The sequence below is a fragment of the Virgibacillus ihumii genome, assembly GCF_902726655.1.
Taxonomy (GTDB): domain Bacteria; phylum Bacillota; class Bacilli; order Bacillales; family Amphibacillaceae; genus Lentibacillus; species Lentibacillus ihumii.
In genome coordinates this window covers 797,469-820,860 of record NZ_CACVAN010000001.1, presented here as the reverse complement: position 1 = coordinate 820,860, position 23,392 = coordinate 797,469, and the positions used below count along the sequence as shown (strand labels likewise).

Annotated in this window: 26 protein-coding genes; 21 read left to right on the top strand and 5 right to left on the bottom strand. The window is 39.2% G+C overall.

The features are described from left to right. Nucleotides 1–12: 12 nt before the first annotated feature. From HUX68_RS04060 to HUX68_RS04045, 4 genes are all read left to right on the top strand, one after another. On the top strand, nucleotides 13–444 hold the full coding sequence (locus HUX68_RS04060) for a DUF4430 domain-containing protein (protein ID WP_174613636.1): 432 nt from the start codon (nucleotides 13–15) through the stop codon (nucleotides 442–444). Then, nucleotides 441–956, top strand: coding sequence for an ECF transporter S component (locus HUX68_RS04055; protein ID WP_174613635.1), 516 nt, complete (start codon nucleotides 441–443; stop codon nucleotides 954–956). Before HUX68_RS04060 ends, HUX68_RS04055 begins: the two co-directional genes overlap by 4 nt. 172 nt (nucleotides 957–1,128) lie before the next feature. After that, nucleotides 1,129–1,665 (top strand): RNA polymerase sigma factor SigX, encoded by a 537-nt coding sequence (gene sigX / locus HUX68_RS04050; RefSeq protein WP_174613634.1) that lies wholly within the window; start codon nucleotides 1,129–1,131, stop codon nucleotides 1,663–1,665. After that, nucleotides 1,662–2,840 (top strand): hypothetical protein, encoded by a 1,179-nt coding sequence (locus HUX68_RS04045; RefSeq protein ID WP_174613633.1) that lies wholly within the window; start codon nucleotides 1,662–1,664, stop codon nucleotides 2,838–2,840. The genes sigX and HUX68_RS04045 overlap by 4 nt, the downstream gene beginning before the upstream one ends. A gap of 148 nt (nucleotides 2,841–2,988) precedes the next feature. Here the strand turns inward: HUX68_RS04045 and HUX68_RS04040 are convergent, their stop codons facing one another. Next, nucleotides 2,989–3,243, bottom strand: coding sequence for a ferredoxin (locus tag HUX68_RS04040; protein WP_174613632.1), 255 nt, complete (start codon nucleotides 3,241–3,243; stop codon nucleotides 2,989–2,991). A 118-nt stretch (nucleotides 3,244–3,361) separates the two neighbouring features. On the opposite strand from HUX68_RS04040, the gene HUX68_RS04035 reads away from it, so the two are divergent. The 4 genes from HUX68_RS04035 to HUX68_RS04020 are packed head-to-tail and all read left to right on the top strand — an operon-like array spanning nucleotide 3,362 to nucleotide 6,842. After that, nucleotides 3,362–4,411 (top strand): YpbB family protein, encoded by a 1,050-nt coding sequence (locus HUX68_RS04035; protein WP_174613631.1) that lies wholly within the window; start codon nucleotides 3,362–3,364, stop codon nucleotides 4,409–4,411. Continuing rightward, nucleotides 4,408–5,967, top strand: a complete 1,560-nt coding sequence (locus HUX68_RS04030) for a RecQ family ATP-dependent DNA helicase (RefSeq protein WP_246206603.1) — start codon at nucleotides 4,408–4,410, stop codon at nucleotides 5,965–5,967. Before HUX68_RS04035 ends, HUX68_RS04030 begins: the two co-directional genes overlap by 4 nt. After that, nucleotides 5,951–6,541: a CPBP family intramembrane glutamic endopeptidase gene (locus HUX68_RS04025; RefSeq protein ID WP_174613630.1), complete on the top strand. Its 591-nt coding sequence runs from the start codon at nucleotides 5,951–5,953 to the stop codon at nucleotides 6,539–6,541. Before HUX68_RS04030 ends, HUX68_RS04025 begins: the two co-directional genes overlap by 17 nt. Then, nucleotides 6,531–6,842, top strand: coding sequence for a hypothetical protein (locus tag HUX68_RS04020; protein ID WP_174613629.1), 312 nt, complete (start codon nucleotides 6,531–6,533; stop codon nucleotides 6,840–6,842). The genes HUX68_RS04025 and HUX68_RS04020 overlap by 11 nt, the downstream gene beginning before the upstream one ends. A gap of 41 nt (nucleotides 6,843–6,883) precedes the next feature. Here the strand turns inward: HUX68_RS04020 and HUX68_RS04015 are convergent, their stop codons facing one another. Genes HUX68_RS04015 through HUX68_RS04005 form a run of 3 tightly spaced genes read right to left on the bottom strand, consistent with a single transcriptional unit; the run spans nucleotide 6,884 to nucleotide 7,970 of the window. Beyond that, entirely contained in the window at nucleotides 6,884–7,453 is a 570-nt protein-coding gene (locus tag HUX68_RS04015; protein WP_174613628.1) for a manganese catalase family protein, read from the bottom strand. A gap of 36 nt (nucleotides 7,454–7,489) precedes the next feature. Beyond that, nucleotides 7,490–7,753: a spore coat protein CotJB gene (locus HUX68_RS04010; protein WP_174613627.1), complete on the bottom strand. Its 264-nt coding sequence runs from the start codon at nucleotides 7,751–7,753 to the stop codon at nucleotides 7,490–7,492. Then, nucleotides 7,746–7,970 carry a spore coat associated protein CotJA gene (locus tag HUX68_RS04005; RefSeq protein WP_174613626.1) on the bottom strand — a complete coding sequence of 75 codons (225 nt, stop codon included), beginning with the start codon at nucleotides 7,968–7,970 and terminating at the stop codon, nucleotides 7,746–7,748. Before HUX68_RS04005 ends, HUX68_RS04010 begins: the two co-directional genes overlap by 8 nt. Nucleotides 7,971–8,319: 349 nt before the next feature. Between HUX68_RS04005 and HUX68_RS04000 the strand changes: the two genes are divergently transcribed. From HUX68_RS04000 to HUX68_RS03990, 3 genes are all read left to right on the top strand, one after another. Then, nucleotides 8,320–8,901 (top strand): genetic competence negative regulator, encoded by a 582-nt coding sequence (locus tag HUX68_RS04000; RefSeq protein WP_174613625.1) that lies wholly within the window; start codon nucleotides 8,320–8,322, stop codon nucleotides 8,899–8,901. 215 nt (nucleotides 8,902–9,116) lie between these two features. Next, the gene (locus HUX68_RS03995) at nucleotides 9,117–10,349 is read left to right on the top strand and encodes a Glu/Leu/Phe/Val family dehydrogenase (protein ID WP_425509534.1); all 1,233 of its coding nucleotides are present in this window, start codon (nucleotides 9,117–9,119) and stop codon (nucleotides 10,347–10,349) included. A gap of 265 nt (nucleotides 10,350–10,614) precedes the next feature. Next, the gene (locus tag HUX68_RS03990) at nucleotides 10,615–11,592 is read left to right on the top strand and encodes a YpdA family putative bacillithiol disulfide reductase (RefSeq protein WP_174613623.1); all 978 of its coding nucleotides are present in this window, start codon (nucleotides 10,615–10,617) and stop codon (nucleotides 11,590–11,592) included. A 113-nt stretch (nucleotides 11,593–11,705) separates the two neighbouring features. On the opposite strand, the gene HUX68_RS03985 is transcribed toward HUX68_RS03990, so the two are convergent. Next, entirely contained in the window at nucleotides 11,706–12,677 is a 972-nt protein-coding gene (locus HUX68_RS03985) for an asparaginase (RefSeq protein ID WP_174613622.1), read from the bottom strand. 83 nt (nucleotides 12,678–12,760) lie between these two features. On the opposite strand from HUX68_RS03985, the gene prsW reads away from it, so the two are divergent. The 10 genes from prsW to HUX68_RS03935 all read left to right on the top strand — a co-directional run bounded on the left by prsW (nucleotide 12,761) and on the right by HUX68_RS03935 (nucleotide 23,299). Next, nucleotides 12,761–13,411, top strand: a complete 651-nt coding sequence (gene prsW / locus HUX68_RS03980) for a glutamic-type intramembrane protease PrsW (RefSeq protein ID WP_174613621.1) — start codon at nucleotides 12,761–12,763, stop codon at nucleotides 13,409–13,411. A gap of 161 nt (nucleotides 13,412–13,572) precedes the next feature. Beyond that, nucleotides 13,573–15,273, top strand: coding sequence for an IS1182 family transposase (locus HUX68_RS03975; RefSeq protein WP_174613620.1), 1,701 nt, complete (start codon nucleotides 13,573–13,575; stop codon nucleotides 15,271–15,273). Between the two features lie 63 nt (nucleotides 15,274–15,336). Further along, nucleotides 15,337–16,197: a spore cortex-lytic enzyme gene (gene sleB, locus HUX68_RS03970; RefSeq protein WP_174613619.1), complete on the top strand. Its 861-nt coding sequence runs from the start codon at nucleotides 15,337–15,339 to the stop codon at nucleotides 16,195–16,197. 15 nt (nucleotides 16,198–16,212) lie between these two features. Further along, complete coding sequence (gene ypeB / locus HUX68_RS03965; RefSeq protein WP_174613618.1) at nucleotides 16,213–17,556, top strand: germination protein YpeB; 1,344 nt, start codon at nucleotides 16,213–16,215, stop codon at nucleotides 17,554–17,556. Nucleotides 17,557–17,914: 358 nt separating this feature from the next. Beyond that, nucleotides 17,915–18,610: a (d)CMP kinase gene (gene cmk, locus HUX68_RS03960; RefSeq protein WP_174613617.1), complete on the top strand. Its 696-nt coding sequence runs from the start codon at nucleotides 17,915–17,917 to the stop codon at nucleotides 18,608–18,610. Further along, nucleotides 18,607–19,191 carry a lysophospholipid acyltransferase family protein gene (locus HUX68_RS03955; RefSeq protein WP_174613616.1) on the top strand — a complete coding sequence of 195 codons (585 nt, stop codon included), beginning with the start codon at nucleotides 18,607–18,609 and terminating at the stop codon, nucleotides 19,189–19,191. The genes cmk and HUX68_RS03955 overlap by 4 nt, the downstream gene beginning before the upstream one ends. A 94-nt stretch (nucleotides 19,192–19,285) precedes the next feature. Continuing rightward, on the top strand, nucleotides 19,286–20,419 hold the full coding sequence (gene rpsA, locus HUX68_RS03950) for a 30S ribosomal protein S1 (RefSeq protein ID WP_174613615.1): 1,134 nt from the start codon (nucleotides 19,286–19,288) through the stop codon (nucleotides 20,417–20,419). A gap of 198 nt (nucleotides 20,420–20,617) precedes the next feature. Next, nucleotides 20,618–21,928 carry a ribosome biogenesis GTPase Der gene (der, locus tag HUX68_RS03945; protein ID WP_174613614.1) on the top strand — a complete coding sequence of 437 codons (1,311 nt, stop codon included), beginning with the start codon at nucleotides 20,618–20,620 and terminating at the stop codon, nucleotides 21,926–21,928. Nucleotides 21,929–21,941: 13 nt separating this feature from the next. Beyond that, on the top strand, nucleotides 21,942–22,979 hold the full coding sequence (locus tag HUX68_RS03940) for an NAD(P)H-dependent glycerol-3-phosphate dehydrogenase (protein ID WP_174613613.1): 1,038 nt from the start codon (nucleotides 21,942–21,944) through the stop codon (nucleotides 22,977–22,979). 59 nt (nucleotides 22,980–23,038) lie between these two features. Further along, a complete protein-coding gene (locus tag HUX68_RS03935; protein WP_246206602.1) occupies nucleotides 23,039–23,299 on the top strand; it encodes a stage VI sporulation protein F in 261 nt (86 codons plus the stop codon). Nucleotides 23,300–23,392: the final 93 nt, after the last annotated feature.

Genomic DNA, 23,392 nt, shown 5'->3' with positions numbered 1-23,392 from the left:
AGGAATGGGAACATGCATAAAGGTTTCTTACGTTTGGCATCATTTTTAATTGTTATTGGGTTATTAGTTGGCTGTGGAACAAGTGAAGGGCAGTCGACGTCACAGAATAATCAGAGCGCTAAATCAACGGAAAGCAGCAACGCATCTGAACAAAAGGATGAAACAGTCACCATTATCCTTTCCAAAAATAATGGGGAAAAGCAGCTCGGGAAAAAAGAAATTGAAATTGAGGAAGGGACAACATTGATGTCGGTTATGAAAAAAAATTTTACACTGAAAACATCCCATAATGGTGGATTTATTACCGCCATTGAAGGTGTTTCACATGATAAAGGAAAAACGGCATGGATGTTTACCGTGAATGGAGAAGCAGCTAAAGTTGGTGCAAAAGAGCTCGAATTGTCCCCAGGCGATCAAATAACGTTTGATCTGCATGCATTTTGAACACGTATAAACTAACGCTTCTGGCGGTACTTGCAGCACTTGCAGTCGTTGGCAGATATGTTTTTGCTTTTCTGCCCAATGTTCAGCCTGTCACATCACTGATTATCATTTGCGGGTTGTTGCTCGGGCCGCTGGCAGCAGTACTGTTGGCAATTTTAACAACTTTTTTGTCCAATATGCTTTTGGGAATGGGAATATGGACAGTCTGGCAAGTTGTTTCATGGGGGCTCATCGGGGTATTAAGTGGATTGCTTGGAAAATATCCTAAAAAATTTCCATTTTGGGTCATCGTCGCTTTTTCCATATTCAGCGGTTTTTTATACGGCTTTGTCATTTCGCTGATGACATATTCGATTGCCGGTGAATTTTGGCCGTATTATCTGGCGGGTCTGCCTTTTTCTGTCAACCATGCGGTCGGTAACGCAATTTTTATGGTTGTGTTTTATCCGGTTATATCCCATTTATTTAAAACATATTCAAATAAGCACTTTTATTTAAAAAATACCAGCTGAAATAGGCTGGTATTTATTGTTTGATACCAGTAGTTAATACGGATAAAAATCAATTCCCGGTTGACATTCATTCAAATAACACTTTTACTTTTTCTCAATTTCCAATATAGTTAGAGCAAAGGTGTAACTTTTGATCAGTACAGACGACTGATTTATTGAACGGGGGACCCTTATGAAGGCCGTTTTTGAGGAATTATACGAAAAATACCATCAGGATTTATATCAGTTTATTTTTTATATGGTGAAAGATAAAGAAGTTTGTGAAGACCTTATTCAGGAAGTTTATATCAAAGTATTAAGATCATATGATTCGTTTAAAGGTGACAGCAGTGAAAAAACATGGCTTTTTTCCATTGCCCGTCATGTTACGATTGATTTTTTCCGTTCATTGAAACGAAAACGGAATCGAATAGCCGGGTATTTCGATTGGAATGAAAACGATCGGTATCTTTCCGATCAAAAGCCGCTTCCTGATGAAATTGCTGAACAGAATGAGAAAATAAAACGGATGTATTTTTATTTGGATAAGTGCACACCCGAACAAAAAAGTGTACTTATTTTGCGATACATACAATCTTTCTCAATCCAGGAAACAGCGGAGATTTTGGGTTTTAGTATAAGTAAAGTGAAAACAACGCAGCATCGCGGTTTAAAGCGGTTAAAAAAATGGATGATTGAAGCGAATCAGAAGGGAGGGGATGGATCATGAAGTCCCGGGACAACGATGAGAAGCAGATAACTGATTCACTAAAACAGATGCCAGTGGTCAAAGACAAAAGAAAAAAAGATGAGCTCTATAAACAAATTTCCTCCAGTTTAAAGGAACCGCAGCGAGTGCAGGCATCACGAAAGATTCCTCTTGTACCGATTTTCAGCATAGTGGCGGTATTGACCATCCTCCTTATTAGTGTACCGTTTTTGATGAATGAAGATAATTTTCTGACCAATAACAGTCACGATGAAGCAAAAATGGAAAAAGCGGTATCTGACAATCGGACTAATACGGGGCAAATGAAACCTGGGAAAGAAAGTGATTTCAGTGCTGCACAGTCCAATAAGAAAAATATGCTTAGGATGGATAAAAATTTCCAATCACATGTAGTTCGTTCTATAAAGGATACAAATTCCATTGTGTACGGAGCTGTTGCCAATCAACAGGCCCAGTTCATTATACCGTTGACATTTATTGTTTCTGAAACGGAAGATTTAAGTAAACAGTATAATAAGATCGGCAGCTATCTTAAAGGGAAAAAAAGGCCGCCTGGCGATTATATGCTTGCCGGTGCAATGTTTGAAATGAACAGAGCAAATGGTACGGTATTAGTGGGTTTGCCGAAAGGTTTTTCACTCAACTCGGGGGCTGAGGCTAATATGTTTAGCAAAACAGTGCAATCCATGTTTGGTCCACTGCAGTTTGATAAGGCCGTCTTTACCCGCAAGGTTAATCTTGGACCAATCGGTAGTGTGAAGGCGTTAAAAATAAATGGAATTCAGAATAAAGCATATAAATTGTATGATCCGGCTCAATCCGAAAGAAATTTTTTAGTTCCGGTTAATATGGAAAATAAGAGGGAAATTACTGGTGCATTCGAAGAGATGAAACAGAGTGAAGAGGAATTTCATTTACAGCGTACCATCCCTGAAAATATCCAGATCTCAACGCATCAAAAGGGAGAGTCACTGCAGTTAACGTTTGCTGAAAACATACCGCGAAACCAGGAAAGTTTGACAATGATTGAATCCATCCTGATGACTGCCAAAAGTTTCGGATATAAACAGGTTGAATTTAAAAATACCGGAGTGCACATGATAGGTCCATATCAATTGACGGATCCGCTCAATGTCCCTGCAGGTGTTAACCCTATTTATACAAGGTCAAAATGAAGAAAGGCTGCTCTTTATTTGCAGATAGGAAAGTATAAAATTTTCCTATCTGCTTAAGTGCAACTATGGCATTCGTCTAAAAACTTGCACTTTACAGGTCACAGATGTGCGAGATCCATTCCCTGTCTTGAATCAGTCCCGTAGGCACTCAACCTTCTTCATATTTCAGCGGGTCACCATCAAATGGTGTACCTGACACTTTGATGGAATCCGTTGGGCAGCCTTCATAAGCATCCAGCATATCCTCTTCCAGCGTTTCCGGTATTACTTTATTTCCTTTATTTTCATCCAACATGACGTAAGCGATACTTTCATCATCATAATCAAATACATCCGGCGCCGCAGCACCACATGCTCCGCAGGCAATGCACGTCTCTTGATCTACTATCGTGTATTTAGCCATAAAGTATTCCTCCCCAAACTATAAATCAATTTTAAGACGGAAGTTTTTACATTTCAACTTACAACTGATGTGATACCATTAATTTATTAAGTTGGAAGTTACAAAGGAGAATGAAAAAATGCTTCTAGACATGATTATTATCAAATGCAGCAGTCAATTTCAGGATAAACGAAGTGTCGCAGCCATTTTTCATCTTCTTAAAGGGAGAAAATCAATTCAGACGCAGCAGGATGCTTTTCTTTATGATTTGCAGAAGTTTTATGGCATATATAAAAAACTGTCTAAACAATCTTTCAACCTGATAATAAATCAATTACAAGATAACGGGTATCTGCACCTGTATGGTGGATCAGTCCTATCCGGAAAGAAAGGAACAGCATTCTTGCAAAAAATGGATAGACATCGACATGTACCTTATTTAAACGGTATGAAGTATTCAAATGCTGATACAATTTTTTGTCAGCGGCTTTTTTTACTGATTCAAACGCTAACCAACAGCTGGCACAATCATTTTTCATTTATCCCTGTTGTGGATACACCTCAAATAACCGGCTGGGTTAAAGATCATTACAAGCAAATGAAACCAAAACACGAGAATGTACTCTATTTAATTCACAAAGAACTGCAGCAACTTCTTGAACGTTTTCCGGAAGCCGACGCTGAATTTTTCGTTGACTGTCTTGCTGGTTTTGAACACTACGGGATGAGCAGCTATCAATTGGCTAAGCATCATGAACTGGAGAGACTTGATGTTCCACTGCACCTGACAGCAATCGTACACCGCATGTTTTGGGAAATGGAACAGGAACCGGGAAAATTCCCAATCATATCGTATATTATAAAGGATGTGAAACAGGAGACAAAGCTCTCCCAGTCAGCTTCTAAAACTGATATCCTTTTGCGTGAAAACCATAACCCTGCGGAAATTGCCAGGATTCGAAACCTAAAAATCAATACCGTTTACGATCATATTGTCGAAATCGCTCTTTACGAGCCAAACTTTCCAATTGATGCATATATTTCAAATGAACAGCAGGAAAAAATTGCAGCCGCAATCAGAAAAGCAAAAAGCTTTAAATTGAAGGACATTAAAAGCGGGATTGATGATGAGATAAGTTATTTTCAAATACGACTTGTTTTAGCGACACACCATAAAGGAGTCAGGTGATAAACTTGATCAGCCAGGCAAATCTTGACCAAAAACTTAAAAAATACTTTCAGATTGATTCATTTCGGCCGGGACAAAAAGAGATTATTGAGGATATTACGGCGGGGAACGATGTTTTGGGTATCTTGCCGACAGGATCGGGGAAATCGTTATGTTACCAACTTCCCGCACTACTAATGGATGGGCTGACCATCGTAGTATCCCCGCTGATTTCGTTAATGCAGGATCAGGTAAAACAGTTGAAATCAAAAGGATTTAAGTATGCAGCTGCATTAAACAGCTTTATGGATCCGGAAGAAAGAATTCATGTGCTTCGAAATATAAAGCAATTTAAATTAATTTACATATCGCCTGAATTACTTCAACAGCCTAAACTGATCGAACTATTCAGCCATATAAAAATAAGTTTGTTTGTTATTGATGAAGCACATTGCATTTCCCAGTGGGGGCATGATTTCAGACCGGACTATTTACGGCTTGGAGCTGTTATCAAGCAATTGGGAAACCCTGTAGTACTAGCGTTAAGCGCAACAGCAACTGCAGAAATTCAAAAAGATATTATTACTGCACTGGACAGGAAATCCATTACCAAACATATTTATCCGATAGACAGAAAAAATATTACGTTTGCAGTCGAGCATGTAAGCAGCAATTTAGAGAAAAAACAAGCGTTGACAGATTTATTCAGACAATATCGTGTGCCGGCATTGATCTATTTTACAAGCAGACGGATGAGCGAGGAGACAGCTCATTATCTTTCGCAAACACTTCCGTTACACAGGGTAGCTTTCTATCATGGGGGGATGGATCAGACTGACCGGGTTACTATTCAGCAGCAATTTATGAACAATCAACTGGATATAATTTGCTGTACGAGTGCGTTTGGAATGGGAATAGACAAGCACAATATCCGCCTGGTCATCCATTATCATCTTCCTCCGCAAATTGAATCTTATATTCAGGAAGTGGGCAGAGCCGGGCGGGACGGTAAGCAAAGCATCGGCCTGTTAATGTATGCACAGGGGGATGAACAAATTCCAGAATCAATCATTACAAGTGAACTGCCAACAGATGTTATGGTACGTTCAATTTTTCAACGATTGGCTGAGTTATGCCACTCTTCTGCGGATTATAACCAAATTAAAAATCAGTTGATCGAAGAATTTCAGCTGAATGAAATTCAATGGCGATTTTTGCACTATCAATTTGAAAAACATGATATGATGAGGGAAAATAAATTTCTTTATCATACCAATTGTTGGGAAGCAGCTGAAGCAAAGATTATCAGGCTTGTCAGTCATCGAAAATCCTTAAAGGAAGCGAAGTTAGCTGAAATGGTAAGCTGGATTAATCATACCAATTGTTTGCGTGAGCATCTATATAAAAGTTTCCAGGACACATATGAAAAACCAGCCAGCATGTGCTGCAGCAGCTGCGGCTTTTCATTTTCCGAATGGACTCCTCAACAAACAGAAAATGAGGAAAAACAGATGACCTGGCAGACGAAATTGCGTTATATACTGTTAAGCGGGGTAAAGAATGACCAGGCAGAGTGAAATAATAAAACAACTATCTGATGCAGAATTAAATAAACAACTAGTGCTTTCCCAGTTGATTATGCTCGTTACAGGGTTATTTTTGAGTATATTCCTGTTTGACGATTTTTCAGTCTGGTTTGAGTTATTTGAGTTAAATATAACTGAGATTCTTTACTATGGAGTATGTTCTGGTCTGTTAATTGTTATAGTTGATTTATTACTGATAAAGATTTTTCCGAAGCGATATTATGATGATGATGGCATTAATGCAAGAATCTTCGGCAATCGAAAAATAACAGAGACCTTTGCACTGACATTACTCGTGGCAATTTCGGAGGAGATATTATTCAGAGGATTCATCCAGACAACATTTGGTTACCTGATTGCCAGTATACTTTTCGCACTGATTCATTTCAGGTATTTACGTAAGCCTGTTTTGTTAATTTCAGTCCTTGCTGTCAGTTTTTATCTTGGCTATATATTTTTGCTGACACAGAATCTGCTTGTTACAATAATATCGCATTTTATTGTTGATTTTACCTTGGGAATTGCTATCCGTTTTCAAAAGTGGGGTGCTGAGGATGAGTTATGAAGCCGAAAATCATGGAGACGACAGAACGGAATTAAAAAGATTACTTGATGAAGTGCAGAGCGGGGAAAATAATCATAAGCCACATCAAACAAATGAATCTACTGACTCGGTGAAAAAGGAACGGGGTATAGATGTATTAAATTTGCCGCCTCGAAAGGACGTACATAGTGCTGCTAAAAGTCGCAAACGGGTTAAAATCAATCATGCACTGTTCCGGCTGATTTTCGTAATTATCCTGATAATTATAGTGCTGGGCGGCATATTTTATTTATGGGGCGAAGAAGTTTTAAATCTTATTTAATGAAAATTGCAGAAGGTGCCTTATATGAGGCACCTTTTAAGTTAAAAAAATGTTTTTTTATCCCGATCTTCCTTGAGTATCTCAACTGCTTCACGAAATCGCATTGAATGAACAACTTCCCGTTCACGCAAAAATTTCAGGCTGTCATTTAGTTCTGGATCATCGGATAGATTAATTATCCATTGGTAGGTTGCCCTTGCCTTTTCCTCGGCGGCAATATCTTCGTAGAGATCGGCAATCGGATCACCTTTGGCCTGGATATATGCAGCGGTCCATGGTGTCCGATGCGTATTTTCCGGGAATAATGCATGACCGTGATCAGTGTAGCGGCCACCTAGACCCGCAGCATCCATTTGCTCCGCAGTGGCATCTTTGGTCAATTTATAGATCATTGTCGCAATCATTTCAAGATGGGCGAATTCTTCAGTGCCTATATCGTTCAGTAACCCTACAACTTTGTCAGGGATGCTATATCGTTGATTTAAGTATCGTAAGGCAGCGGACAGTTCACCGTCAGCGCCACCATATTGTTCGATTAAAAATAATGCTAAATGTGGATTACATTCTCTGACTTTTACGGGGTATTGAAGCTTTTTATTATAATACCACAAACTATCTCCTCCTAATTAACGATTCTTTCTTTCAGGTTATACCTGCCATGGCCACGGCGTATCATCCCAATTCCATGGATAGTCTGAATAACTTTTTCCAAATTGCATGAGCGGGCCGAATTTCGCTTCAAAATTATTGGTCAGTTCCTTACTTTTTTTGACGTATAAATTAAATTGTTCAATTGCATCATAATCATATGGATGTGTATCCAGATATAATGTCAGTTCAACCAGTACAAAATCGACAGCTTGAAGCTCTTCTAATAATTGGTAATATTCAGGGGGGAGTGTTTTACTCATTTTGTTCACCTCTTTTTGTCGACGGTGGATAAGGACTGAACAGAGCGGGCCACAATGTACCATGATATAAGGCTTCTTTTGGATCGAATTGGGGTAATCCTCTTGGTTGAAAAGGTATATAAAGATTAGGCGGCGTGCTATAAACTTTTACCCGATCTGGGGGGCATGGATCGGTAGGACTTATAAAAGGCTCCCAATATTTGTATTGTGTATACATAATTTCCTCCTTTCAAATTACTTCATCGCTTCATGTGTATGACCTTTCAGATTGTCCGAATAACCATTATTTAAAGTACTTATTATAATAGTTATCATGAAACAACATATGATTGTTGCTTTTTATATTTGTCAGGGTTAATGTACCGGGAAATTTTTTCGGAAATGAATTGGATTGGTTTACTTTGCATCATAATACTAATATCCTTGTACATAACGTTTGTCTAAGTTGGCTTTTAAAGAATGGGCATGTATAATTTGCCTGTAAATGTTCAACAATTGCTAAATTGACATATAGTATTATAAACGGGATAAAAAGAAACCATTCGGCATATAAAGGGGGATGCTTTATGCGTATAGAACAAGTATCCAGCAGTCAATTCACGATTTTTCTCACATTTGATGATTTAATTGACCGTGGCTTTACGAAAGAAGATCTGTGGCATGATGTTTCAAGTGTGCGCAGTCTGTTCAGCGATATGATGTATGAAGCCAGTACCGAACTGGATTTTGAACTGGAGGGGATACTGCTTGTACAGGTTCATTTAATGCAGGCGCAAGGCATGCATGTCGTTGTTACCAAAAAGAACGAAAATATAAGCTGGGATGAGGATTTTATTGAGATGAAAGTTACTTTGGATGAAAGTAAAGAACTAATCTTTTCATTTGCCGAATTTGAAGACATCATCCAGGTTTCCTCCTATTTAACAAAGCTTAATGTGGATGGTGGTCAAGTATACTACTTTAATAACAGTTATTATATGCTTCTTCATGAGAATGAACTGGCGTATGCTGACAAAGAGGATATTATCGCTGTTATGTCGGAGTTCTCGACTCCAAGTATTATTACATCTTACCGGCTTAAAGAGTATGGTAAGGAAATTATGTCGGAAAAAGCCGTGCACCAGGTCGTCAAAGCATTTTTATGTTAAAATAAATATGTTTGGTATACAGAGATGCAATCGCTTACAGTCCTTTTATAAAATTCCCGGAGAAAATAGATTTATATTATTGCATATTTAATATGAAGGTGTATACTAATCTCTGAGTACAGCAATAATCAAAACAATCATTAATTGACAATCTAGGAGGTAAATTCATGGTAGCCGATAAAGCAGCAGATTCTACCAAAGAGGTAAATAAAAAGATGGATGTGTTAAGTTCAACACGAACTGTTGTGAAGACTGCACTCGAAAAACTGGGTTACCCTGATGAAGTATTTGAGCTGTTAAAGGACCCAATCCGCATGATGACAGTCAGAATTCCCGTCAGAATGGATGATGGTTCAATCAAAATCTTCACCGGATATCGTGCACAGCACAATGATGCAGTTGGACCTACAAAAGGCGGTGTCAGGTTTCACCCTGATGTAACAGAAACGGAAGTGAAAGCATTATCGATATGGATGAGCTTAAAAGCTGGCATTGTTGACTTGCCATATGGTGGAGGTAAAGGCGGTATTGTTTGTGACCCCCGGGAAATGTCATTCCGGGAACTTGAAGGTATCAGCCGTGGCTATGTCCGTGCGATAAGTCAAATCGTTGGACCTACAAAAGATATTCCTGCACCGGATGTGTTTACAAACTCGCAAATTATGGCTTGGATGCTTGATGAGTACAGTCGAATTGACGAATTTAACAGTCCTGGCTTTATTACCGGAAAGCCAATTGTTCTTGGCGGTTCACATGGAAGAGAATCTGCTACAGCAAAAGGTGTTACAATTGTTATAAATGAAGCAGCAAAGAAAAAAGGTCTTGATGTAAAAGGTGCAAGGGTAGTTGTCCAAGGTTTTGGTAATGCTGGAAGCTTCCTGGCCAAATTTTTGCATGATGCCGGCGCCAAAGTAGTCGGAATTTCCGATGCTTACGGTGGACTGCATGATCCCGATGGGCTTGATATCGACTACCTTCTTGACAGAAGAGACAGTTTCGGAACGGTCACCAAATTGTTTAACGATACGATTACTAATGAGGAATTGTTGGAATTGGATTGTGATATTCTCGTTCCAGCAGCAGTTGAAAATCAAATAACCGAAGAGAACGCGGATCGGATTAAAGCCAGTATTGTAGTCGAAGCTGCTAACGGTCCAACAACACTGGAAGCAACTAAAATATTGACAGAGCGCGGTATTTTGCTCGTACCTGATGTCTTATCCTCCGCTGGTGGTGTCACAGTATCCTATTTTGAGTGGGTGCAAAATAACCAGGGGTATTATTGGGAAGAAGATGAGATTGAAGAGAAGTTGCAATCCATTATGATTAAGGCATTCAATAATATCTACAATACTGCTCAAACAAGACGGGTGGATATGCGTCTTGCCGCTTATATGATTGGTGTACGGAAAATGGCCGAAGCCGCCAGGTTCCGTGGATGGGTTTAATTATCAGCTTCAAAACAGAATAAATGACGAAAGAACTCTTATCATGTATAGTTGGATAGGAGTTTTTTTTTGGGATTGTACAAAGACAATTCAGGATTGTTTATTATGTTTGAAAAAAATCAAACACTGGGAAGAATGACTCACTAATTTTTACTGGAACTATTTCTTATTTTATATCAATTGAAAGCATTAAAGATAGAGATATTAATGAAAATGCTCCTTTATAATTAAATATTCTGGAGGGAATAAAGGAAGTGTGTAAGATATGAATATGGAAAATACGATAATTATCGGCGGCGGGCCATGCGGTATGTCATGTGCAATAGAACTTCAAAAGCAGGGTATCAGACCGCTTATTATTGAAAAGGGAAATATTGTCAACACGTTATATAATTTCCCGACACATCAGACTTTTTTCAGTTCAAGCGAAAAGCTTGAGATTGGCGGTCTCCCATTTATTACGGAACTTAAAAAGCCTGTAAGAAATCAGGCGCTGGCATATTATCGTGCTGTAGCAGAACGGACGGATATCCGGGTGAATACGTTTGAAAAAGTTACAGAAGTCAGTAAACAGGATGAAGCTTTTTTAATACGAACGGATAAATCAGGTCACAGAAAAGCTGAATATAAAGCAAAGCATGTTATTATAGCTACCGGTTACTATGATCAGCCGAATAAAATGAATATACCTGGTGAAGACCTTCCAAAAGTAATGCATTACTTTAAAGAAGCACATCCGTTTTTTCAAAAAAATGTTGTTGTCATCGGTGGAAAAAACTCTGCAGTTGATACTACGCTGGAATTGCACAAAGCAGGTGCAAACATTACCGTTTTATACAGAGGAGACGGTTATTCAAAAAGTATTAAACCATGGATATTGCCGGAGTTCGATTCACTTGTCAGAAAAGAAATTGTCGGTATGGAATTTAATGCTGAAACACTGCGTATAACGAAAGATCAGGTGGAATACAGGGTGGATGGCGAGACCAAATCGATTGACAATGATTTTGTATTTGCGATGACCGGATATAAGCCGAACAATAAATTTATAAAGCAAATTGGTATTTCTGTTGATGAACATAATGGTAAGCCTGCTTTTGATGAAAATACGTACGAAACGAACGTACCAAATGCATATATCGCTGGAGTTGTTGCAGCCGGGTACAATAATAACGAAATATTTATTGAAAACGGCCGGCATCATGGCAAACAAATTGCTGAAGATATTGTAAAGAAGGGTTAATTTGTATATTCTTTGACAGCTTATAGAAGCAAAGTAGCAAATCCCGTACCATTTTTGATATGGTACGGGATATTCATTTAGGAAAATAAGTTTAATTCGTGATTTTTTTGTTACTACTTTTCATTCTCAAACATTTCCCGAATAACATTTTGATCATTGGTTTTTTCCAGGGCAAGTAATAATTTGATACGGGCTTTTGGGCCGTTAAGGCCGTTTGTCAGGATAACTCCTTTTTCTTTTAACTGTTTTCCGCCGCCTTCATATGCGTAAGTAGGCTGCACAATTCCCTGGTAACAACGGGAAACCAATATAACCGGAATATTATCTGCTATAAATTTCAAGATGGGGGTGACCGTATTTTGGGGAAGGTTGCCCTGTCCAAGACCTTCAATCACAAGACCATCCGGATTACCGGCATATAATGCTTCGAGTATCTGCCCGTTCATACCGGCATATGCCTTAAGTAAAAACACATTCTTAGAGATTTGTGCAGCCGGATGAGAGTACCTTGCCAAAATGGTATGATGGAATATAATGGATTCTTTCGTAATAATTCCTATCGGTCCATATTGCGGACTCTGAAATGTTGCGACATTGCTAGTTGATGTTTTCGTTACATTGCCTGCAGTATGAATTTCATCGTTCATCACGACAAGGACTCCTTTACCGGAAGCCTCTTGATCAATAGCCACCCGCAGTGAACTGATTAAATTGTATAGGGCATCTGACCCAATTTCATTCGTTGAGCGCATCGCCCCTGTGATTATGACTGGTTTTGCGGTTTTAACTGTCAGATCCAGAAAATAAGCCGTTTCCTCCAGTGTATCTGTACCATGTGTTACTACAATGCCATCATAATCCTTACTCATCTTATCAATTTTTTTGGACAGTTCCAGCATATGTTCCGGCGTAATATGTGGTGAAGGAAGTGAAAACGCAATAACCTCATCCACATTTGCATAAGATTTAAAGTAATAAGACAGGTCTGTTAATGGATGCTCGGAAGTGGTTGAAACTTTTCCGGTTTCTTTGTTTTCCAGCATGGATATGGTCCCGCCTGTATGTATAATCAGTATATTTTTCACAATAAGAACCTCCCTGTAACTATTTTCATTCCCGGCACTTAATGGTAAGCTTAATGAAGCATAATTGGAAGGGGGGAAATAACTTGCTTGCTATTATATCAGCTGGTATTGCACCTGTATTTGCACTGATGTCCTTTTTTTACTTAAAAGATCGTTTTTCAGAGCCAATAACATTAGTAGTCAAAACTTTTATATCAGGCGCAGCGCTTGTCTTTCCAATTATGTTTATTCAATATGCTTTACATGCGGAAAATTTCAGCGACAATAATTTTATTCAATCCTTTTTGCTGATTGCGTTTTCCGAAGAGTTTTTCAAATGGTTTATATTTATTTTTGTTATTTATAACCATACTGAATTTGATACGCACTATGACGGCATTATCTACGCTGTTTCGATCAGTCTTGGATTTGCCACTGTAGAAAATGTTTTGTATCTCGTCACCAATGGAATTGAATATGCTTTTTCACGTGCATTATTTCCTGTTTCATCACATGCCTTATTTGGTGTCATAATGGGATATTACTTTGGAAAAGCGAAAGTTAATAATAACTTTAAAAAATGGAATGTGGTGCTTGCATTTGTATTTCCTTTCCTGCTCCATGGAAGCTATAATTTCATTCTAAAAACGGTCACAAGCGACTGGCTTGCTCTGCTAATTCCATTTATGCTGATATTATGGATGGTCTGTCTGAATAGGATGAAAGCTGCTAATAAGCCTATTCAATCAGACTGAACGTAAAGTTTGAGGCTGGGACAAAACCCAGTAAAATAGAATAAGCGTGGTCTCCACCATTAAGTGGAAAGACCACGCTTATTTTTTTGCTTTTAATAAACAAAAAGGACACCTTCTGATAAAATTAAAGTAACCACACAATAATCATCGGAGGTGTCCTTATGTTTAAACATTATAACATGAATCAAGTGGTTTTGCCGTTAGATTTAGAAATAAAACTTCAAGAAGATGATATTGCTTACGCTGTGAATGACATAGTGGAAGCTATTCCGGATGATGCATTCATTAACTTTTTACGTGACACTGGTTGTCCAGCTTATCATCCACGCATGATGATGAAAATTATTTTATGTGCTTACACGCAATCTGTTTTCTCTGGCAGAAAGGTGGAAGGATTACTGAACGATAGTGTACGTATGATGTGGTTAGCCCAGGGATATGAGCCGAGTTATCGCACCATCAATCGATTCCGTGTTCATCCAGAGGTCAAAGAACTATTGCGTCAGTGCTTCGTGCAATTTCGTTGTCAGCTTGTACAGGAAGAACAGATAGATGAAGAAGCGATTTTTATGGACGGAACCAAAATCGAAGCGAATGCCAATAAGTATACATTTGTTTGGCGTAAAGCGATTGAAAAATACAGTGCCAATTTGGTGGAGAAGTCCAACCAGATGTATGATGAACTATTGGAAAAAGAAATTATTCCGGAAATCGAACGGGAAAGCGCAGATGAGCTATCTACCGATGAGCTCGAAAAAGTAGTCGAAAAGCTGGATGAGAACGTTGAAGCCTATAATAAAAAAATCGAAGCAAGTGAAGATGGAAGCGAACGGAAACGGCTTCGCTCCGAACGCAAAACACCGAAACAATATCGTAAACAATTTAAGGATTACGTGGCACGCAAACAGAAATACCAGCAGGACATGGAAACCTTCGGAACACGCAACAGTTACTCCAAGACAGATCATGATGCCACGTTTATGCGAATGAAAGATGACCATATGAGAAATGGCCAACTGAAAGCAGGCTATAATGTGCAACTTGCGACAGAAGGACAATATGCGCTCGCTTATGATGTGTTTCCAAACCCGACAGATACACGTACATTCATTCCTTTTCTGGATCATATCGAGGAACGTTTCTTTAAGCTACCGACGTATATTGTCGCTGACGCAGGCTATGGAAGTGAACAAAACTACGAAGACGTCATCGAGAATCGGAAACGCACGCCACTGATTACGTATAACCAATACCGTAAAGAGAAGAAAAAGAAATATAAGGAAAACGCCTTTAATGTAGCCAATTGGGAATATAGCGAGGAAAATGATACCTTTACCTGTCCGAATGGTAAAAGATTAACCTTCCGCTATATGTCCAACCGAACAGACCGATATGGTTATACAAGGACATTTAAAGTTTATGAATGTGAAGACTGTTCCGGTTGTCCGTTACGATCCCAATGCACCAAAGCAAAGGAAGGCCATAACCGAAGAATTTATTATAACCAAAAGTGGGAGCAACAAAAAGCATATACGAGACAACAGCTTTCGGAAAAAGAAACTGGTGAAATTTACGGTAAACGTAAAATTGAGGTGGAACCAGTCTTCGGATTCTTGAAGGCTAATTTGCGTTTCACCCGTTTTTCTGTACGGGGCAAAGAGAAAGTGGAAAATGAATTAGGATTTGCATTCATGGCGGTGAACTTGCGAAAGTACACTGCCATGAACGTAAATCAACCAACAGATCATAAAAATAATCCAAATCAAAATGGTTCCGATCACCAACAATCGATGATCGGAACCATTTTTAAGTTATTTTTGGCTAGTTATGTCCCAGCCTCTTTCTATTTTTTAAGAAAATGAATAAAAAGCGATTTTCGTTTTAAAATAGGTACATCATATCTTCTAGCAGCAGGAGGAAATTACATGACCTATCAAACAAGAAAATTGTCACTATCCATTATTATTATATGTTTTATTGCTATCGGATTACAAACCGCAGCCCCTGTAAATAAGGTGGAAGCATTTAGTCCGCAGGTGATTCAGCATGGTTCAACCGGGGATGATGTCATCGAGCTTCAGGCAAGACTTCAGTATCTAGGGTTCTATAATGGAGATATCGATGGTGTATTTGGATGGGGAACGTATTGGGCATTAAGAAATTTCCAATATGAATTTGGGCTGAAAGTGGATGGGTTTGCCGGTCCAGTAACTAAAAACAAACTCGTCCAGGAAAGTAAATATGATAAGCAATACGTTAAAAGTCAAATCAGAAGCGGAAATGAGTTTACGTATTATGGAGGCGTCGATAGATCGAAACAATCTGCACCACAGGGAAATAACACCCCTAATCAGACAAATAATCAAACAAACAATCAGTCAGGTAATCAGGCAAATCCTCAACCTACTGCGGTAAATGTACCACAGGGCTTCTCGCAGAATGACATTAAGCTTATGGCGAATGCCGTTCACGGTGAAGCCAGAGGCGAGCCATACGTGGGTCAGGTTGCTGTTGCGGCAGTTATTTTAAACCGTGTTGAAAGTTCGTCTTTTCCGAATACTATTTCCGGCGTTATTTTTGAACCAAGAGCATTTACCGCAGTTGCTGACGGACAGATTTGGCTGACTCCGGACGAAACTGCAAAACAGGCAGTGATGGATGCCATAAACGGCTGGGATCCTTCCGGAGGGGCGTTGTATTATTTCAACCCGAAAACCGCAACATCTGATTGGATATGGTCCCGTCCGCAAATCAAGAAAATTGGCAAGCATATATTTTGTAAATAGAAAGGTGTGATATACATGATACGTTGGATTTTAATTGGTGTTCTAACCGTTGGAATAGCCGCTGTAGGTTTTTGGGGATATCAGGAACATCAGGAAAAGAATGCGATTCTTGTTCAAGCGGAAAATGACTATCAGCGTGCATTTCATGAACTTACCTATCATTTGGATTTGATGAATGATAAGATAGGAACCGCTTTGGCTATGGATTCAAAAACAAGCCTATCTCCACAATTGGTGGAAATATGGCGGCTGACTTCACAAGCAACTGCAGATGTTGGGCAGCTTCCTTTGGTTTTGATGCCATTTAATAAAACGGAAGAATTTCTTTCTGATATCGGTAAATTTACGTATCGAACAGCTGTTAAAGATTCAGGGAAAAAGGCCTTGACAGATAAGGAAATGACAAGACTGGAAAAATTATATCAACAATCAGCCGATATTAAAAATGAATTAAGAAGAGTACAGAATGTTGTATTGGAAGAAAATTTACGGTGGATGGATGTTGAATTGGCTCTTGCTGAGGAAGGCGAACCTACGGATAACACCATTGTGGACGGATTTAAAACAGTGGAAAAAACGGTGGAAGGTTTCAGTGAAAGCAACGTTGATTCACCACTGCCTGGAACATCATCCCAGGATCACAAGTATCAGTTCCTGAAAGGTGAAAAAATTAGCAAAGAAGAAGCTTTAAAGCGAAGTAAAAATATTTTTAATGTAAAAAACACGGAAAACATTACGATAACCGAAAGTGGTAAGGGATCCGATATACCTATTTACAGCATTTCTTATCGGAATGGTGATAAAAATGCTTATATGGATATGTCACAAAAGGGTGGGCATCTTATCTCTCTGCTTGTTAACCGCAAAGTCGGAAAGCAGAAGATCAGCTTGAATGATGGGTTAAAAAAAGCTGAATCCTACCTTAACAAACATGGTTTTGAAAAGATGGAAATTTTCCAGAGCAATCAATATGACAACATCGGTGTTTATTCCTTTTTGTATAATCAGAATGGGGTACGGGTTTATTCCGATGCAATTGAGGTAAAAGTTGCGCTGGATAACGGTGACCTGCTCGGATTTACCGCCAAGAATTATTTTATGAACCATAAGAAAAGAGATATTCCCGAGCCTAAGCTGTCTGCCAAAGAAGCAAAAGAAAGTGTCAATGCTGATGTGAAAATTAATGAAAAACATCTGGCGATTATCGATAATGACCTTGGCAAGGAAGTTTTGACGTATGAATTTCTCGGAGTTCTTGGCAATGAGACATACCGTATCTTTATCAATGCAATGAATGGGACAGAGGAAAAGGTTGAAAAACTGGATGGCAAAGAAGTAAATTTTGATGTTGTTTCCTGAAACGGAACACATGTTAAAAAGCAGCCCGTATCACGTAAACTGATACAGGCTGCTTTATTTTTTGCGCTTTTATATTATGAAAAGTGAAGTTATTTTCGGAGCAGCTGAATACACTAATACAATTATTTGGGATTTTTCTATTGAGAAAACATATTTGTCCCATCCTTGTTTTCTTACAAAAACAAATAGACCTTCATTTCAATAATGTGTTATTATTTATTGTAGGGTTATGGAAAAAATATGTCGGAATCATGTTTGTAATACATAATGGTGTTGACTTTCACACACTTCACCAAGTTTATATAAGCATAAAAATCGTGTGGGTTACAAGGGAAAATGAGAGGAATGAAAGTCATAAATGAATAAGAAAGAAATAGCGATTGCAATTGATGGACCTGCCGCTGCAGGGAAAAGCACTGTAGCAAGAATAGCAGCTAGGAAACTCAACTTTATATACGTTGACACGGGGGCAATGTACCGTGCGTTGACACTAAAAGCGCTAAACAGCCAAATTGATCCGAATAATGAAAATGCGCTGTTTAAACTGTTGGGGCATACAACCATTGAACTGATTCAAGGAGAAGATAGCCAGCATGTTTTATTGGACGGGAATGATGTAACAAATGACATTCGCTCTGATCAGGTAACCAACCATGTTTCCTATATTGCCAAGCATCCACATATTAGGAAGGAAATGGTAAAACGTCAACAGAAACTGGCGGCAAAGCGAGGCGTTGTTATGGACGGCCGGGATATTGGCACACATGTACTGCCGAATGCAGAAGTGAAAATATTTCTTATTGCCACCGTTGAAGAACGTGCGCAGAGAAGACATAAAGAAAACTTACAAAAAGGGTTTTCTTCCGATCTGGAGACACTTAAAAAAGAAATCGAACAGCGGGATTTGATCGATTCCAAACGGGAAGCCTCGCCATTGCTGAAAGCCGATGATGCCATTGAAATAGATACAACCTCCATTACCATTGCCGAAGTGGCGGAACGTATTTTAGATGAAGCCTGCAACGTAATGGGACGTAGAGGGGACGGAGCATGAGTCTTTATACATTTGCTAAAACAGTAGTGGCAATTTTTCTGTTTCCAATATACCGTATCAAGGTTGTCGGAAAGGAAAATGTACCGAAAGAAGGACCTGTCATTATTTGTTCCAATCATATTTCAAACTTGGATCCGCCAGTTGTAGGCATTACGTCACCGCGTGATATCTATTTTATGGCTAAGGGCGAGTTATTTGAAAAACCGGTACTGGGAACATTACTAAGGAAAATACATGCTTTTCCTGTACGAAGAGGAATGGGAGATCGGAACGCGCTACGGAGTGGGTTGAAAATATTACAAAACAATGAAACACTGGGACTCTTCCCCGAAGGAACACGCAGCAGGACTGGAAAGGTGGGAAAAGGCCTGGCAGGAGCAGGTTTTTTCGCTTTGCGTTCTAAAGCAGCAATTGTACCCTGTGCCATTATTGGACCATATAAGCCCGGCCAGCGTTTGACAGTAATTTACGGGAAACCGATAGAAATGGAAACATACCGTCAAAATAAATCGTCAGCAAAAGATACATCAGATGCAATTATGGATGAAATAAGAAAATTAGTGGATAATTATCATTCGTGATTTGCTTTGCTTGACAAATAATTATAAATATTAGAAGTTATAAAAAAGAGATATTTCGAACTTTGTTGGTTTGTATTTTAAGGAGGGCTTTTGAATGACTGAATCTAACAGCGAAGTACCAGAATTGAAGGTGGGAGACCTTATCACAGGAACCGTTGTCAAAGTGGAAGAAAAACAGGTTCTTGTAGATATTGGATATAAAACAGAGGGGATTATTCCGATAAGTGAGTTGTCAAACCTTCATGTTGAACAAGCAAGTGACGTGGTGAAAGAGGACGACGAACTCTCACTGCAGATTAAAAAGATTGAGGATGATGAAGTCATTCTATCCAAAAAAGCGGTAGATGCAGATAAGGCATGGGAATCACTTGCTACGAAATTTGAGAATGAAGAAGTTTTTGAAACAGAAATTAAAGATATTGTAAAAGGCGGACTGGTTGTTGACGTTGGTTTGCGCGGATTTATTCCGGCATCTCTCGTTGAAACGTATTTTGTGGAAGACTTTTCCGACTATAAAAATCAAGTATTATCAGTAAAAATTATTGATCTCAACAGAGAACAGAACCGCGTTATTCTATCGCATCGTGATGTGGTTCAAGATGAGGAAGAAAGCCAAAAACAGCAATTACTTCAAAACCTTGAAGCGGGACAGGTACTTGACGGCACTGTCCAACGTATAACAAGCTTTGGTGCTTTTGTAGACCTTGGAGGAATCGATGGTCTTGTCCACATTTCACAGCTGGCACATGAACATGTGGAAAAGACAGAAGATGTTGTCGCAGAAGGGGATACAATAAGCGTTGAAATTTTATCCGTTGATCGTGATAATGAACGTATTTCACTTTCTCGTAAGAAAACTCTTCCTGGACCTTGGACAGATATTGAAGAAAAAGTATCAAAGGGAGATGTGCTTGAAGGGACGGTAAAACGCCTTGTAAGTTTTGGTGCTTTTGTCGAAGTAATGGCTGGTGTCGAAGGACTTGTTCATATTTCACAAATTGCCAACAGACACATCGGAACACCTCAGGAGGTATTGGATACCGGACAAACCGTTAAAGTAAAAGTACTGGATGTCAGCGAGGCAGAACAGCGGATGTCATTGTCCATAAAAGAATTGGAAATGGAACAGGAAGCGGCCGAATTTAAAAAGTATGAAAAAGATGATGATCAACTTGGCTTCCAGGTTGGGGACTTCATTGGCGATAAACTGGACAAATATAAATCATAACTTTTTAGCGAATGCTCTTTCCAAATGGGAAGAGCATTCTTTATAGTGCTGTTTTATACGGTATTATAAATGAATCCATCCGTCCGGAAATTGTTTTCCATTAATAATTGTCTATGTGGCTTTCTTTTGCTAGAATAAATAAATGCTGTATACATAAAAATAAATCTGGAACGTAATGATGGAAAGGATGTTCCTTTCATGAGGAAATCTGTAGTAGCAATAGTTGGCAGACCGAATGTCGGTAAATCAACTATTTTTAATCGACTGGTCGGAGAGAGAATTTCAATTGTTGAAGATACTCCCGGGGTTACCAGGGACCGAATATATGCCGAAGCTGAATGGCTTACAACCACTTTCAATTTGATTGATACGGGTGGTATTGACGTTGGAGATGAGCCTTTATTGATTCAAATGCGTCAACAGGCGGAAGTTGCCATTGAAGAAGCTGATGTTATTATTTTTTTGTTGAATGGCAGGGAAGGCATTACTGCTGCTGATGAAGAAGTGGCTAAATTACTGTTTAAATCAAATAAACCTGTAGTTGTCGGTGTTAATAAAATGGACAACCCGGAAATGCGCCAGGAGGTTTATGAATTTTATTCACTTGGATTTGGAGAACCGTATCCGATTTCCGGGTCGCATGGGCTTGGATTGGGGGATTTACTTGACGAAGTGGTCGGATATTTTCCCAAGGAGCAGGAGATAGAAATGCCTGATGATACCATATACTTCAGTGTGATTGGAAGACCCAATGTTGGTAAATCATCACTCGTTAATTCGATGTTAAACGAAGACCGGGTCATAGTGAGTGAAATAGAAGGAACAACCCGGGACGCAGTTGACACGCACTTGCGTAAAGATGATCAGGATTTTGTAATAATTGATACTGCCGGTATGCGTAAACGTGGTAAAGTGTATGAAACAACCGAAAAATACAGTGTATTACGTGCCTTAAAGGCGATTGAACGATCGGATGTAGTCCTAGTTCTGTTAGATGCAGAGACAGGAATAAGGGAGCAGGATAAAAAAATTGCCGGGTATGCACATGATGCCGGTCGGGCAATTATTATTGTTGTGAATAAATGGGATACAATCGAATCCAGTGACAAAACGATGAAAGAATTTGAGGAGAAAGTAAGGGCACATTTTCAATTCCTTGATTATGCCCCTGTTGTATTTCTTTCAGCTAAAACGAGGAAAAGGCTTCATACACTTATTCCCGCTATCAGAACGGCCAGTGAAAACCATGCAAAGCGCATACAGACAAACGTACTGAATGATGTGATTATGGATGCATTGGCAATGAATCCAACACCAACCGTTAAGGGCAGAAAACTGAAGGTACTGTATGCAACGCAGGTAGCAGTTAAACCACCAAGTTTTGTTGTCTTTGTGAATGATCCTGATTTAATGCATTTCACATATAAACGTTTTTTGGAAAACAGAATTCGGGATGCTTTTGGGTTTACAGGAACTCCGATTAAAATATTTGCAAGACGACGTCAATAAGGAGGCTATACCAATGAGTAAAGTAGCAGTAATTGGTGCAGGCAGCTGGGGAACAGCCCTCAGTATTGTATTGTCTGACAATGGTCATGATGTCCGTCTGTGGACACATCGTAAAAAGCAGGCTGATACAATAAATAACGAACGAATAAACGAAAATTATTTAGAAGTAAAAATACCTGAAAACATTAAGGCATTTGATGATTTACAGGCAGCAATTGATGACGTCAAAGCCATCGTACTGGTTGTACCGACAAAAGCTATACGCGAAGTAAGCAAACAACTATACAGTTTACTGAAGAAAAAAATAACCATTATTCATGCCACCAAGGGAATTGAGCCGGAGTCACTTAAACGTGTATCCCAAATGATCAGTGAAGAAATGGATGCGTACAGCTATGAAGATATTGTGGTGCTTTCGGGTCCAAGTCATGCTGAGGAGGTTGGCAAGCGGCTGCCAACAACGGTAACCGTCTCATCGCTTGACAGTTCCAATGCCGAATTGGCACAGGATCTGTTTATTAATGAATCTTTTCGTGTATATACAAGCCCTGATGTGGTTGGAATTGAACTTGGCGGAGCATTAAAAAATATAATAGCACTTGGTGCGGGTATTTCGGACGGTTTAGGGTATGGTGATAATGCTAAAGCAGCTTTGATTACGAGAGGTCTGGCTGAAATTACCCGGTTGGGTACCTCTCTGGGAGCCAATCCGCTAACATTTCTGGGGCTTCCTGGTGTTGGGGATTTGATCGTAACATGTACCAGTGTCCACAGCAGAAACTGGCGTGCCGGCAATCTGTTGGGTAAAGGACATAAGCTGGATGAAGTACTTGACCAAATGGGGATGGTTGTTGAAGGCGTTCGTACCGCAAAGGCCGCATATCAATTTGCTGAAGACCAGGATATAGAAATGCCAATAACCGCCGGTATATACCAGATTCTGTTTGAGAATAAATATCCTCGCGATATTGTGGAGCAATTGATGAGTCGCAACAAACGTGAAGAGATGGATGATCTTGCAGAATTAATTGGAGGAAACTATTCCAAATAACACGTAAACGCATGCTTTGCATATAATGTGTTGAAGTAACAATGCAGGGAGGCGAGCGTGTGAGTAATTCCTGGAACGATCCTTTTGATCAATTACAGCAGCAGGCAGATATCAACCCGGATCAAATTTACAAAGTAGCTGAATCCGTCAAAAATGCTGATTTTTCCGATGAAACAACGGTAAGAGCATTGGTTCAGAAACTGGCAAAAATAGCCGGAAAGCCTATTTCAAAAGCGAAAGAGGATAAGATTGTACAATCCATCACAGACAACAATATGCCGATGGATATGCAAACATTGAATCAGCTGTTTAAAAAGTAGCGATATTTAGGCAAGTGAGGATGCAATTGGAAGTCTGCTCGCATAATATAAATCGCACAAGCATTCATGATAGAGTTGCTGTGGATTTTATTT